This window comes from Photobacterium halotolerans DSM 18316 (assembly GCF_000425165.1).
In the GTDB taxonomy this organism is placed as follows: Bacteria; Pseudomonadota; Gammaproteobacteria; order Enterobacterales; family Vibrionaceae; genus Photobacterium; species Photobacterium halotolerans.
In genome coordinates this window covers 382,750-395,662 of the sequence record NZ_KE384321.1, presented here as the reverse complement: position 1 = coordinate 395,662, position 12,913 = coordinate 382,750, and the positions used below count along the sequence as shown (strand labels likewise).

At 50.3% G+C, this 12,913-nt stretch carries 13 protein-coding genes; 8 read left to right on the top strand and 5 right to left on the bottom strand.

From position 1 onward, the window contains the following. The 3 genes from H511_RS0117700 to H511_RS0117690 form a co-directional block, all read right to left on the bottom strand. Nucleotides 1-234: transposase (locus H511_RS0117700; protein WP_027253520.1), on the bottom strand; the 234-nt coding region annotated here is incomplete at its 3' end. Between the two features lie 54 nt (nucleotides 235-288). Then, complete coding sequence (locus tag H511_RS0117695) at nucleotides 289-864, bottom strand: hypothetical protein (protein ID WP_027253519.1); 576 nt, start codon at nucleotides 862-864, stop codon at nucleotides 289-291. Further along, nucleotides 864-1,985: an AAA family ATPase gene (locus H511_RS0117690; RefSeq protein WP_027253518.1), complete on the bottom strand. Its 1,122-nt coding sequence runs from the start codon at nucleotides 1,983-1,985 to the stop codon at nucleotides 864-866. Before H511_RS0117690 ends, H511_RS0117695 begins: the two co-directional genes overlap by 1 nt. 190 nt (nucleotides 1,986-2,175) lie before the next feature. On the opposite strand from H511_RS0117690, the gene H511_RS0117685 reads away from it, so the two are divergent. Further along, nucleotides 2,176-2,634: a low molecular weight protein-tyrosine-phosphatase gene (locus H511_RS0117685; RefSeq protein ID WP_155804942.1), complete on the top strand. Its 459-nt coding sequence runs from the start codon at nucleotides 2,176-2,178 to the stop codon at nucleotides 2,632-2,634. A gap of 125 nt (nucleotides 2,635-2,759) precedes the next feature. Here H511_RS0117685 and rne read toward each other — a convergent pair whose 3' ends face one another. After that, nucleotides 2,760-6,038, bottom strand: a complete 3,279-nt coding sequence (gene rne / locus H511_RS0117680) for a ribonuclease E (protein WP_036759894.1) — start codon at nucleotides 6,036-6,038, stop codon at nucleotides 2,760-2,762. 465 nt (nucleotides 6,039-6,503) lie between these two features. Between rne and rluC the strand changes: the two genes are divergently transcribed. After that, nucleotides 6,504-7,448, top strand: coding sequence for a 23S rRNA pseudouridine(955/2504/2580) synthase RluC (rluC, locus tag H511_RS0117675; RefSeq protein ID WP_027253515.1), 945 nt, complete (start codon nucleotides 6,504-6,506; stop codon nucleotides 7,446-7,448). Nucleotides 7,449-7,466: 18 nt separating this feature from the next. Here rluC and H511_RS0117670 read toward each other — a convergent pair whose 3' ends face one another. After that, nucleotides 7,467-8,048, bottom strand: coding sequence for a Maf family protein (locus H511_RS0117670; protein ID WP_027253514.1), 582 nt, complete (start codon nucleotides 8,046-8,048; stop codon nucleotides 7,467-7,469). A gap of 230 nt (nucleotides 8,049-8,278) precedes the next feature. Here H511_RS0117670 and yceD point away from each other — a divergent pair, with 230 nt between their 5' ends. The 6 genes from yceD to fabG all read left to right on the top strand — a co-directional run bounded on the left by yceD (nucleotide 8,279) and on the right by fabG (nucleotide 12,849). After that, on the top strand, nucleotides 8,279-8,809 hold the full coding sequence (gene yceD, locus H511_RS0117665; RefSeq protein ID WP_027253513.1) for a 23S rRNA accumulation protein YceD: 531 nt from the start codon (nucleotides 8,279-8,281) through the stop codon (nucleotides 8,807-8,809). Between the two features lie 5 nt (nucleotides 8,810-8,814). After that, on the top strand, nucleotides 8,815-8,985 hold the full coding sequence (gene rpmF / locus H511_RS0117660; RefSeq protein ID WP_027253512.1) for a 50S ribosomal protein L32: 171 nt from the start codon (nucleotides 8,815-8,817) through the stop codon (nucleotides 8,983-8,985). A gap of 9 nt (nucleotides 8,986-8,994) precedes the next feature. Further along, nucleotides 8,995-10,023 (top strand): phosphate acyltransferase PlsX, encoded by a 1,029-nt coding sequence (gene plsX, locus H511_RS0117655; RefSeq protein ID WP_027253511.1) that lies wholly within the window; start codon nucleotides 8,995-8,997, stop codon nucleotides 10,021-10,023. Nucleotides 10,024-10,028: 5 nt separating this feature from the next. Next, nucleotides 10,029-10,985 (top strand): beta-ketoacyl-ACP synthase III, encoded by a 957-nt coding sequence (locus H511_RS0117650; protein WP_027253510.1) that lies wholly within the window; start codon nucleotides 10,029-10,031, stop codon nucleotides 10,983-10,985. Nucleotides 10,986-11,099: 114 nt separating this feature from the next. Then, the gene (gene fabD / locus H511_RS0117645) at nucleotides 11,100-12,023 is read left to right on the top strand and encodes an ACP S-malonyltransferase (RefSeq protein ID WP_027253509.1); all 924 of its coding nucleotides are present in this window, start codon (nucleotides 11,100-11,102) and stop codon (nucleotides 12,021-12,023) included. A 91-nt stretch (nucleotides 12,024-12,114) separates the two neighbouring features. After that, nucleotides 12,115-12,849, top strand: coding sequence for a 3-oxoacyl-ACP reductase FabG (fabG, locus tag H511_RS0117640; protein WP_027253508.1), 735 nt, complete (start codon nucleotides 12,115-12,117; stop codon nucleotides 12,847-12,849). Nucleotides 12,850-12,913: the final 64 nt, after the last annotated feature.

Sequence of the window (12,913 nt, the reverse complement as noted above, 5' to 3'; positions counted from 1 at the left end):
CGGCGTTTCCAGTTCAAATTCACCTGACGATGTTTTGACCGTCTTTCTGGAGGTGCCATTCTTGCGGTTGGCAGAAGTTTCATTCGTCAGGTGCTCGTCCAGCTCTGCTCCCAATGCGGCTTCGGTGATCTGCTTGATCAGTGGCGTGAGCAGGCCATCCTTGCCATTGAGGTTTTGCCCGGACTGCAGCGCTTTGGCGAATGCCTGGATATCAATTTCGTATTTATCAGCCATGATGTGTCTCTCCCGTTTTTAGGAAGTGTAGGAAAAGACACAAAACTTTGAACACTACCGTGAGCGATGTTTTTGCCAATCACAGCCCAGCTCTCTCAAAATTAGTTCGAAATTGGTATCTATAGCTTCGTTCAAAGCAGGATCGGAAAAGCGGAATAATCTCACAATGAGAGCTGAATTCCTGTCTTGTGACTTTGTTACAGGAGCTTCATATTGTGTAATTCTCTTCACGGCAGACAAAGCTTTTATGCCCGACTTTGTATAAGTGTTTTGTATCTTTTTCTTTAGTTCTATAATCCCTTGGCTGCTAACTTGAATGAGTAGTCGTCCGTAGCCAACATCACCGAAAAAAGGACAAGTAAAATCATTAAAAACATCAGTTGGTCTATGTGATTTGGCTGTCGCGTTACTTTCTAGCTCAACGATCGCAGTACAAACGTCCAAACCTATCGTTTTTTTACCAACGTGGAGCAGTTGATTTACTTCATCAAGTGATGAGATTAAATTTGATCTAAACTCTTCCGTGACTTCTTTTAGAGGAGTGCTTTTACCACCTCGGTTGACTTGGGGCTGATAGTAGTCAGTAGGTGAAAACTCGACATGCTTTATTGGATTGGACTTTTTAGTCATTATTTATGATCCTTCAATAGTCTACTAACGTAACTAGGTGATATTTCCCATAATTGTGATAAAAGCTTACCTGTAAAAAGGTCGGTATTTAGCTCTTTAAGCTTGTATATTCCTTCATACCTTGAGTCATCGCCTTCGAAAGAAAGCCAAGGGTGCATCACAAGTAACAATTCTCTTAGAAGACCGATATGGTTTGGAGCCGTATCATTGATAATTGCAAACCGAAGGTATTCGTAAGTAGCCATTTCAATTTCAGCGCCAGTCATGCCTTTAGATGCAGCGACACAGATATCCATACCATCGTTGTCGAAATCAAATTTTGCTAGGAGAGCGGTAAGTAGATTTCTGCGCTCTCTTTCTTTTGGAGTTAGTAACTCTAACTTGTAATGGAATCTTCTCCCAATAGCAGGATCCAACAAATGTACGTGATTCGTTGCAGCGATGAGGATAGTATCTCCAAGGTTATCAATGTTCTGCAGTAAACTAACGACTACTCGCTTAAGCTCACCTATCTCATTTTTGTCATCTCTAGCTTTAGCTATTGCATCAAACTCATCGAGGAATAATACACATGGCTCATTCTGAGCATACTCCAAAAGGGATCGTATGTTTTTTGATGTAGAGCCCAAATATGATGATATTAGAGCATCAGCTCTTGCTGTTATTAAAGGTAGTTCAAGCTTTGCAGCAAGATAATTAGCTAACTTACTTTTACCTGTGCCTGGTTTGCCATGTAACAGAAGGGTAGGGTTAACAGGTATACCAAATTTTTGGAGCTGTTCCTTTTTGAATAGGTAGGACAAAAATGAGCTTACAGTGGCTTCATTGTCCTCAGATAAGAATACAATTGACTCTTCCAAGCTGGGATGAGTTTTATCTGCAAGCGCGAGACGGTTGTCCTTTTCTACAGGGACAGGCCTAGACATACTAAATGAGGCTGAAGCACCAGATAAAGAGCCATGTTGAGTAGTTACCAATTGTTCGCCTAGCCCTTTTGCTGCTAATACTTCGCCATCAGCAGCTAGCTTTTCCACGAGCTGATTGGTGTAAGCCGAAACTACTTTTTTATCACTGTTCATAGCACCACGAACAATATGGGAAATTTCTGTATAGTACTTCATAATTCACTGATGTCTGGTGTTTGTGAACCAATTATCACACATAATTTACTGTATTGTGTGATAAATTTCATTGTTTTCTCTTTTTCTCACATCGTTAGAACAAAAAGCAACCGATATTGTGAGCAGCTTCTAGCTTGAGAAAAACATCGTTTATGTGGTTACTGAGGTTAGCATCATGAAAAATAAAGAAATACCATCAGTTCTGTTAGTCTGCATGGGCAATATTTGCCGCTCGCCAACCGCAGAAGCGGTGTTACGTGCTAAGGCTGTGAAAGCGGGCGTCGAGGTTGAGATCGATTCTGCAGGTACGATTGGGTATCACGAAGGAAAACGGCCGGACAGTCGTTCGCGTGCTGCCGGGGAAGCCAGAGGATACAGCTTTGAGGGGATTCGTGCCCGTCAGATAGCTGTCGGTGATTTCGATAAGTTTGATTTAATTCTGGTTGCTGACAGGCAAAATTTATCAGATCTGACAGCCATCTGTCCGGCAGAGCATCTGTCTAAGCTGTCTTTGTTGCTGGCCTTTGCGGATGCTGAGGAAGATGAAGTACCGGACCCCTATTATGGCGGCGAGGAGGGTTTCGAGTATGTGCTGGATTTGATCGAAGCTGCTGCGGATAGGGTAGTTGCCGGTCTGAAACAAAGGTGATTTGGCGCGAGCTGTGCGTGGCTCTAAGTTAAGTGGCCAGGCTGGAGAGGCACGTTAATCCGAAACACAGAAAGTAAAAAAGCCATGCAAACGCATGGCTTTTTGTCTTTATTGCGGTATCAGAATTACTCTTGTGTCTCTGAGGCCGCTTTGGTCATTGGCGCCGAAGCAACGCTCGTTGCTGTCTGACTGCCTGCCTGACGGGCTTGAATCAGACTGGCACGTAACGGTGCAATCGCTACCGGTGTCGTATCCAGCACTTGCTGCGGAGCAGGGGCCTTAGTCATCGGAGACACGCTGTGAATCCCGCGAGGTGCGCTTGCCGTCACTTGCTGCTTAACGGCTGCTGCCACTTGGGCCACAACTGGCGACTCAATCGCCTCTTGCGGACTGGCTTCTTCTGCCTGCTTTTCCGTAACCGTTTCGGCGACAGCTTCAGTGACAGTTTCTGCTACCAGAGGCTCGGAAACGTCAGCGTCGATAGCCGGGCTTTCAGAAACCTGGGTGGTTTCCGGTGCTTCAGCCACAGTTGCAGGTGCGGTTTCAGCTTGCTCAACGCGGGTTTGTGCTGGCTCGCTTTGCGCTGCAGGCTGACGAAGTGGCATGACTTTAGCCATTGCCAGTTCCGGCATGGCCACACCGCTCAGTGATGCAGCCTGTGCCTCGGCGGATTGCTCAGCCTGTACCGCTGCTGCAAGGGTTTCAGTTGCTTCAGCGCTATCTTCTGCGGCGGTATCTTCTGCATGGACAGCAGGCTTGTCGTGACGAGGCCAGACTTTACCCATTGCCATTTCAGGAGACGCCACACCTGTAGTTGGACGACGCTTAGGACGCTCAACAATGGAGACCACGTTTTCCATTTCGCCCAGGCTGTCAGACACTTCTTCTACCGCATGGGTAATGGCATCAGAGACAGCCTGATCGACCTGGTCTTCATCCTGTTGAGGACGCGTATCGCGGATGCGGCGACGACGCTGACCGCTGGCACGCAGGTGTCGTGGTGAGCGGCGGTTACGGCGTTGACCTTCCTGACCTTCCTGTGCATCTGTTTCCGACTGTACATCGGCAGATTCAAGCTCAGCGGCAGAGTTGGCTTCTTTGGCCATTTCGATACCGACGTTCTTAACACGGCTTGGCGTGTTATCGCTGACCGCAGCAGGTGCTTGCTCTGTGTCACCGGCTGGCTGCAGTTCTGCAGATTCCAGGCGGATCTTCTTATGCAACTGGCGACGTTGACGGCGTTGTTTTACCTTCTCGGTCTTTGGTTGCTCAACGTTGTCGGTGATCGCTTCCGCTGTTGTGTCAATGACCTCTGCCGTTTCAGCTTGTTGCTGTTTTTCCTTACGGCGTTGCTTTTGCACTTCATCGCGGCGTTGGCGTTTTTGCTCTTTGATTTCTTCATCAGCTATAGTGCGCGGTGCCGCCGCTTTCGCTGGCTTTTCAGCCTGAGCGTTACGGTCTTGCTTAGGACGCTCATTGCGACGACGTTGCGGACGCTGACCTTTTTCGCCAGCTTTTGCATCGCGTGAATCGCGATCATCATCCTGACGGTTACGGCTCTGGCCCTGACGGCTGCCGTCTTTGCCACGGCGGTTATCACGACGGTTGTCACGTCGGTTATCCTGGCGTACGGCAGGTGTTGTCTCTTGCTTCTCTGCCGGCTTCTCTTCAGACGTGCTGCTAAAGAGGCTGGCAAGAGCGCTGAACAGACGCTGGAACAGACCAGGCTTGCTTTCTGCTTTGACCGTCGGCTCAGAGACTGCGGCAGGGGCAGGCTTAACAACCGGTGCGGGTGCTTTTGGTGCAGTGAATCCTTGCAGAACGGGCTCTTCACGCTTTTTGGTTGCGCGCTCTGGTGCCGCTTCCGCAGCTTCTGTCTCACGTGTGGCTTCCAGCACTTGCGGAATGTGGTAAGACAAGGTGTCTTTTTCTTCGCCGGTACGCACACGCAGCACTTCAAAATGCGGTGTTTCAATATCAGCGTTAGGAACGATCACTACTCTTACATCGTGATATTTTTCGATGTGTTGTACAGAGCGACGTTTTTCGTTCAGCAGGTAGGACGCGACAGCAACCGGTACGATAGCTTGTACCTGAGAGCTGTTGTCTTTGAGTGCTTCTTCTTCAATTAAGCGAAGAATAGACAGAGACAGCGACTCGTTATCACGTACCACACCTGTACCTGTACAGCGTGGGCAGACATGGTGGCTGGCTTCAGCCAGAGAAGGACTCAAACGCTGACGCGACATTTCCAGCAGGCCGAAGCGGGAGATACGGCCGATTTGCACGCGGGCACGGTCCATTCGCACGGCTTCGCGCAAGCGGTTTTCCACTTCACGCTGGTGACGAACCGGGGTCATATCGATGAAGTCGATAACCACCAGGCCGCCTAAGTCGCGCAAACGCAGTTGACGGGCGATCTCGTCGGCCGCTTCCAGGTTGGTCTGCAGCGCGGTTTCTTCGATATCACCGCCTTTCGTGGCGCGGGCTGAGTTGATATCGATAGAAGTCAGGGCTTCTGTCGGGTCGATAACCACAGAACCGCCGGAAGGCAGACGCACTTCACGCTGGAAAGCCGATTCAATCTGGCTTTCAATCTGATAGTGGCTGAACAGCGGCACTTCGCCTTCGTAACGTTTTACTTTAGGCAGAAAATCAGGACGGATCAGCTTGATGTGATCACGGGCGCGGTCGAAGATTTTCGGGCTGTCGATCAAAATCTCGCCAATATCACGGCGCAGATAGTCACGAATAGCACGGGCAATCACATTACTTTCCTGATGGATCAGGAAAGGGGCAGGGTGGGCATCGGCGGCTTCTTTCACTGCGCTCCAGTGATTGAGCAGTACGTTTAAATCCCACTCCAGCTCTTCAGCGGATTTGCCCACGCCAGCAGTGCGTACAATCAGGCCCATGCCATCAGGTAGCTGCAGGGTGCTCAGTGCGGCTTTCAGTTGGGTGCGTTCTTCCCCTTCGATTCGGCGCGAGATACCGCCGGCACGAGGGTTGTTTGGCATCAGTACCAGGTAACTTCCCGCCAGAGAGATAAAGGTTGTCAGCGCAGCCCCTTTGTTGCCGCGTTCTTCTTTATCCACTTGAACGATAACTTCCTGACCTTCTTTCAGCACTTCCTTGATATTAGGACGACCCTGATAGGTGTAGTTGGCTGGGAAGTAGTCGCGTGCAATTTCTTTCAGAGGGAGGAAACCGTGACGCTCGGCACCATAGTCGACGAAAGCTGCTTCAAGACTAGGTTCGATACGGGTAATGCGGCCTTTGTAGATATTTGCTTTCTTAGATTCGTGTCCTGGGCTTTCGATATCAAGATCGAATAGCTTTTGACCGTCCACTAATGCGACGCGCAACTCTTCCTTCTGAGTTGCGTTGATCAACATTCTTTTCATTCTGTGTACTCATTTATTGTCGTTGTTTTAGTGAGCCAATATTGGATTTTCTACCGATGCTGCCTGACCCCAAGTCTGATTTACGGTTGCAACCTCACGGTTGGATGTTTCAGGAGTGCTCTATGGCTACACGTATCTGCCAGCTGTACTTAAAGATGGTATAAGACCATTAAAAGTGGCTTTAAGACCCTACGGTACTCAGCCGGTAACACCGCGTCATCGCGGTTGTATCTCTAACACCGATAAAAAATCTGCAATCGGAACACTAATAATGACTCTGCATGACTTATCGTCTTACGCCTATTGCAGCGACGCCAAGCAGAGCAGGATAAAAAACATTCATCATGACGAAAATATGACCGTCATGGCACGGAAAGTGGGAAATTCCCCTGTTCCAGACTGCAATCATAGCAGGGTGACTTTTTTGCGGCAATCTGCTTTATAGCCGTGATAGAATCTTGGGCTATGAAAGATGACAAACCAAAAGTGCAATTCATCGCTATTGCTGATGATTTTGCCGGGCAAAGGATTGATAATTTTCTCCGTGCCCGACTGAAAAACGTGCCCAAAAGTATGATTTACCGGATTTTGCGTAAGGGTGAGGTGCGAGTAAACAAAAAACGGATAAAACCGGAGTACAAACTTCAGGAAGGGGATCTGGTGAGAGTACCGCCTGTGACCTTGCCAGAGAAAGAAGCAGCGGCGCCTGTCAGTACCAAACTGGACAAAGTCGCTGAGCTGGAAAATTGCATCATTTACGAAGATGAGCACATGCTTATCCTCAATAAACCGTCAGGTACCGCTGTGCACGGTGGCAGCGGTCTGAAATTTGGTGCCATCGAAGCGCTGCGGGCGTTGCGCCCGGACGCCCGTTTTCTGGAGTTAGTACACAGGATAGACAGAGATACTTCAGGCATTTTGCTGGTAGCAAAGAAACGTTCAGCCCTGCGTAAACTTCAGGAACAGTTCAGGCAGAAAACGGTTCAGAAATATTATTTTGCGTTAGTCATGGGGCAGTGGCCGAAAGAGTGCCGTAAAGTCACCGCTCCGCTGCTGAAAAACGAAGTCAACAGTATTGTTCGGGTCAATCCGAACGGCAAAGCGTCTGATACACGTTTTAAAGTACTGGAAAGTTTTAAAGAGGCGACGCTGGTGCAGGCCAGTCCGGTCACAGGCCGTACGCATCAGATCCGTGTGCACTGTCAGTACACAGGTCACCCCATTGCCTGGGATGACAGATACGGTGACCCGCGTTTTGATGCGTATACCAAGACGGCCGGGCTGAACCGTCTCTTTTTACATGCAGCGAATATCCAGTTTGAACACCCGCACTCGGGTGAGAAAGTGGAATTCAATGCACCCATGGATGCCATGCTCAACAGAACGCTGGAGGCGCTGCGCCAGCGTTAATGCACTCAGTTAATGCATTCAAAGGACCTCAATACCCTGTCGGGACAGCATCTCCCGTAAACTGATGAGAGGCAAACCGATCAGGGTATTGGGATCCCGGCCTTCAAGGCGGTCAAACAAAGCGATACCCAAGCCTTCGCTTTTGAAGCTGCCGGCGCACTGTAAAGGTTGTTCACGTTCAATATAACGTTGGATCTCAGCCAGCGTCAGAGTGCGAAAATGCACGTGAAAGGGTTCACAGATGACGTCGCTGTTGTCAGTCTGAGCGTTATAGACGCACAGACCAGTATAAAAAGTGACTGTCTGACCGCTGGCGGCAGCGAGCTGGGCGCAGGCCTGCTCTGCGGTATGAGGTTTACCCACTATCTTGCCGTTAATGACGCAGACCTGATCCGAGCCGATGATCAGATGGGACGGATGTTCTGCCCGGCATGCACGGGCTTTGGCTGCAGCCAGCCGTGTTACCAGTGCTTCAGCCGATTCATCAGGAAGCGGTGTTTCATCGATATTGGGTGATGCGCAGTCGAACGGTAAACCGAACTTCTCCAGCAGACTGCGGCGGAAGGGAGAAGTGGAAGCCAGAAGTAGCGGTTGTTTCATGGTTTGACTCAATCTGTGTAGGTGTGTTCAGTGCGTTTTGCCCCCGGCGACTGGGTGAGCAATAAGCTGAAATCTACGCTAGTTTTAACTCAGAACCAACCTTATTATACCTGCCGTACCATGGACTTGGACCGGCAATGAAAACCCCCTGGGGGGAAATGGTCAAAAGCTGGGATTTCGGACACATTTCCTTTGACTCAAACCAATTAGAAGGCTAATATTCGCGCCCTATGCAAAAGGTAAAATTGCCGCTGACGGTAGATCCGGTCCGCGCTGCTCAAAAAAAGCTCGACTATGATGGCATCATCAAAGCCGAGCTTTTAGAGCGTCTGGCTGAATCGGCTTCCAGCGTTTTAAGTGATGCAAACGTCATCTTATCATTTGACTTTGACCAGCGTCATATCGCATTCATGCGTGGGCATGCTGATGTCGATGTGATGTTAACCTGCCAGCGATGTCAGGAAGAATTCCAACACCATTACAGTGTGGATTTCTGTTATAGTCCGCTCCTCAGACCCGAGGAAGCAGATGAGTTTCCGGAAGCTTATGAGCCGGCTGAAGTCGACGAAAATGGTGAGATCAATCTGCTTCAACTCATCGAAGATGAGCTGATTCTGGAGTTACCGCAAGTGCCAATGCACGATGAAGCTGACTGTTCAGTCACTGCATCAGGTATGAGCTTCGGTGAGATCCCTGTTGCTGATGAGCGTCCGAATCCGTTTGCAGTATTAAAAAACTTGAGTAAAAGTAATAAGGAGTAGGGTTAATGGCCGTACAAAAGAGCAAAAAATCACGTTCAGCACGTGGTATGCGTCGTTCACACGATGCACTGACTAGCGCTGCTGTATCTGTCGATCAGAACAGCGGTGAAACCCATCTGCGTCACCACGTGACTGCTGACGGTTTTTACCGTGGCCGCAAGGTTATCAACAAATAAGGTTGAACCTTGACTGGTCTAACCGTTGCACTTGATGCAATGGGTGGGGATTTCGGTCCCCAGGTAACAGTGCCTGCCGCCGTGCAGGCACTGTTACAATACCCGTCGCTAAATCTGCTTCTCTTCGGTGATCAAAGTGCAATCACCGCTCAGCTCTCATCGCTCAATTCTACCCATCATCCCCGTCTGACTGTTGTCCACTGCGATCGTGCCATCGCTGATCACACTCGTCCGTCTCAGGCATTACGCCAAAGCCAGGGCTCGTCTATGCGCCGGGCATTGGATGCGGTGGCAGAAGGTGACGCGGATGCCTGTGTCAGTGCAGGGAATACCGGCGCGCTTATGGCATTGGCTCGTTATACGTTGAAGCAATTACCCGGTGTGGAGCGTCCTGCTTTGGTGTCCGCGATCCCCAGCCGCCGCGGTGGCAAAACCTGGTTGCTGGATTTGGGTGCCAATGTCTCTTGCGATGCTGATACTTTGTTTCAGTTTGCTGTGATGGGATCGGTGCTGGCCGAGCAGGAAATGACGGGCAGGCCGCCCAGAGTGGCCCTGCTCAATATCGGCTCTGAAGAAATAAAAGGCAACGATCTCGTTAAACGCTGCGCATCTATGCTGAGCCGTTCACCGGATGTGCATTACATAGGCTATGTTGAAGGCAATGAACTGTATGACGGTAAAGCCGACGTGGTTGTCTGTGATGGCTTTGTCGGCAATGTCAGTCTGAAAACCAGCGAAGGGGTTGCTAATCTCTTTATAGAGAGCTTTAAACAGGCTGTCAGCCAGCATCCTGTCAAGCGATTGGTCGCTAAGTGGCTGTTTAGTGACCTGTTCCGTCAGATACAAAGCCTGAACCCCGACCAGTACAATGGTGCAAGTCTGTTAGGATTGCGCGGTATTGTCGTTAAAAGCCATGGAAGTGCTGACATTGCTGCTTATACCAATGCAATTGGTGAAGCGGTACATGAAATCAAACGGAAGATACCGGCAAAAATCAGTGACCGTTTGGAACACGTACTACTTGAGAGGCATTTTTAGTCTTCATGTATAGCAGAATATTAGGCACTGGCAGCTATCTGCCAGAGCAGGTTCGTACCAATGCGGATCTGGAGAAAATGGTGGATACCAGTGATGAGTGGATTGTCGCTCGCACCGGTATCCGTGAGCGTCGCATTGCGGCAGAAGATGAAACCGTTGCCGTCATGGGGTATCACGCTGCAAGCCGTGCGATGGAAATGGCCGGTGTGGCGGCTGACGAGATTGATTTAATTATCGTTGCGACAACCTCCGCCAGCCATGCTTTTCCGTCTGCAGCCTGTCAGGTACAGGGGATGCTTGGCGTTAAAGGGTGCCCGGCATTTGATCTTGCCGCGGCCTGTTCCGGTTTTGTCTATGCCTTGAGTGTGGCGGATCAACACATCAAAACCGGCATGGCGAACAAGGTTCTGGTTATCGGTGCGGATGCGCTGTCCCATAAGTGCGACCCGCAAGACCGCTCCACCATCATTTTGTTTGGTGATGGTGCAGGGGCTGTCGTGCTGGGCGCCAGTGAAGAAGCCGGTATCATTTCTACCCATTTACATGCAGATGGCCATTTTGGCGGTTTGCTCAGTTTGGCTGTGCCTGAACACGGCGAGACATTTGATTGTAATAAATGGCTCTACATGGCAGGCAACGAAGTCTTCAAAGTGGCTGTTACACAGTTGTCGAATCTGGTGACGGATACACTGGCAGCCAACAATATGGAAAAATCCGATTTGGACTGGCTGGTGCCGCATCAGGCCAATCTACGTATTATAACGGCGACGGCGAAAAAGCTGTCAATGTCGATGGATCAGGTTGTCGTGACTCTGGATAAGCAAGGGAACACGTCAGCGGCAACGGTGCCGGCGGCACTGGATGAAGCTGTACGAGACGGCCGCATCCAGCGGGGACAGACACTGTTGCTGGAAGCCTTTGGGGGTGGATTCACCTGGGGCTCGGCACTGGTGAAATTCTGATAGCACCGCACGTTTTTTACTATGAGGCACAGGCGAAATTAATCAATCATCGCCTGATTACCGCATCAATGATGGCATCCTGGATGCCATTTCTCTTTGTATAAGGATTCTCGAATGTCTAAGTTCGCGATTGTTTTCCCAGGTCAGGGGTCTCAGGCTGTTGGCATGCTGGCTGAACTGGCTGAGCAGTATGAAAGCGTACAGCAAACTTTTGCACAAGCATCTGATGCCCTGGGGTATGACCTGTGGGCGCTGGTTCAGAATGGCCCGGCCGAAGATCTGAATCAGACTCACCGTACTCAGCCTGCTCTTCTGGCGGCCTCGGTGGCTATCTGGCGTGTCTGGCAGCAAGAGGGTGGCGCACAGCCTGCTGTTCTGGCCGGCCATAGTCTGGGCGAATATTCTGCACTGGTTTGTGCCGGTGTACTGGATTTTAGCGATGCGATTAAGCTGGTTGAGCTGCGCGGTCAACTGATGCAAGAAGCGGTACCGGCCGGCGTGGGCGCCATGTCAGCTATCATTGGCCTGGACAATGACGCTATCGCTAAAGCGTGCGAGGAAGCGGCTCAGGGCGAAGTGGTTGCTCCGGTTAACTTTAATTCACCGGGCCAGGTTGTTATTGCCGGGCATAAAGCGGCAGTGGAACGTGCTAATGAGCTGTGTAAAGCCGCCGGTGCGAAACGCGCACTGCCGCTGCCCGTGTCGGTGCCGTCTCATTGCGCATTGATGAAACCCGCTGCCGATAAACTGGCCGTCGCACTTGAGTCAGTCACTTTCAATGCACCGGTTATTCCAGTGATTAACAATGCGGACGTCGCGACTGAAACCGATCCGGCAGCGATCAAGCTGGCGCTGGTCAAACAGCTTTATGGCCCGGTACGCTGGACAGAGTCTGTGGAACGCATGGCTGCTGAAGGTGTCGAACTGCTGCTGGAAGTGGGGCCGGGCAAAGTGCTGACAGGTCTGACTAAGCGCATTGATAAGTCGCTCAATGGGGCTGCTGTGAATGATCCAGCCAGCCTGGCAGCGGCTAAATAATCTGACGTTGTCGCGCTAGCTGCTGGACAGTACGCGGCAAACCGAATAATCAGCCTGTAAATAATGACAGGCTATATAAAGAGGAAAAAACATGAGCCTGGAAGGTAAAGTTGCTCTGGTCACCGGCGCAAGCCGTGGTATCGGCCGTGCGATCGCAGAAATCCTGGTTGAACGTGGTGCTACCGTAGTCGGCACGGCCACTTCTGAAAGTGGTGCGGAAGCGATTAGCGCCTACCTGGGTGATAAAGGCAAAGGCCTGGCACTGAATGTCACCTCGCAAGAGTCTATCGACGCAGTACTGAAGCAGATCAAAGAAGAGTTTGGTGATGTTGATATTCTGGTGAACAACGCCGGTATTACGCGCGATAACCTGCTGATGCGAATGAAAGATGACGAATGGCAGGATATCATCAACACCAACCTGACCTCGATTTTCCGTCTGTCTAAAGCTGTGCTACGTTCAATGATGAAAAAGCGTTATGGACGTATTATCAGCATTGGCTCTGTGGTCGGTACTATGGGTAATGCGGGTCAGGCGAACTATTCAGCGGCAAAAGCCGGTGTGATCGGTTTCACGAAATCCATGGCACGCGAAGTGGCTTCACGCGGTATCACAGTGAACGCTGTGGCGCCTGGCTTCATTGAAACGGATATGACCAAAGCCCTGAATGATGAGCAACGTGCTTCTACTTTGTCTGCCGTGCCTGCGGGACGTTTAGGCGAGCCGCGTGAAATTGCAGCAGCTGTTGCATTTCTGGCTTCTGACGATGCTGGTTACGTTACAGGCGAAACCCTGCACGTTAACGGCGGCATGTACATGATTTAAGCAAAAAAGTTGAAATCTTTTTGGATGCAGGTCAAACTCACGTAGATTTGACGCAGAATCGTGG

Bases quoted from the DNA above. Each gene is read 5' to 3' on its own strand.
- rluC (WP_027253515.1), top strand. From the start codon at position 6,504: ATGAAAGATGACAAACCAAAAGTGCAATTCATCGCTATTGCTGATGAT.
- H511_RS0117690 (WP_027253518.1), bottom strand. From the start codon at position 1,985: ATGAAGTACTATACAGAAATTTCCCATATTGTTCGTGGTGCTATGAAC.
- fabD (WP_027253509.1), top strand. From the start codon at position 11,100: ATGTCTAAGTTCGCGATTGTTTTCCCAGGTCAGGGGTCTCAGGCTGTT.
- H511_RS0117650 (WP_027253510.1), top strand. From the start codon at position 10,029: ATGTATAGCAGAATATTAGGCACTGGCAGCTATCTGCCAGAGCAGGTT.
- fabG (WP_027253508.1), top strand. From the start codon at position 12,115: ATGAGCCTGGAAGGTAAAGTTGCTCTGGTCACCGGCGCAAGCCGTGGT.
- yceD (WP_027253513.1), top strand. From the start codon at position 8,279: ATGCAAAAGGTAAAATTGCCGCTGACGGTAGATCCGGTCCGCGCTGCT.
- rne (WP_036759894.1), bottom strand. From the start codon at position 6,038: ATGAAAAGAATGTTGATCAACGCAACTCAGAAGGAAGAGTTGCGCGTC.
- rpmF (WP_027253512.1), top strand. From the start codon at position 8,815: ATGGCCGTACAAAAGAGCAAAAAATCACGTTCAGCACGTGGTATGCGT.
- H511_RS0117670 (WP_027253514.1), bottom strand. From the start codon at position 8,048: ATGAAACAACCGCTACTTCTGGCTTCCACTTCTCCCTTCCGCCGCAGT.
- H511_RS0117695 (WP_027253519.1), bottom strand. From the start codon at position 864: ATGACTAAAAAGTCCAATCCAATAAAGCATGTCGAGTTTTCACCTACT.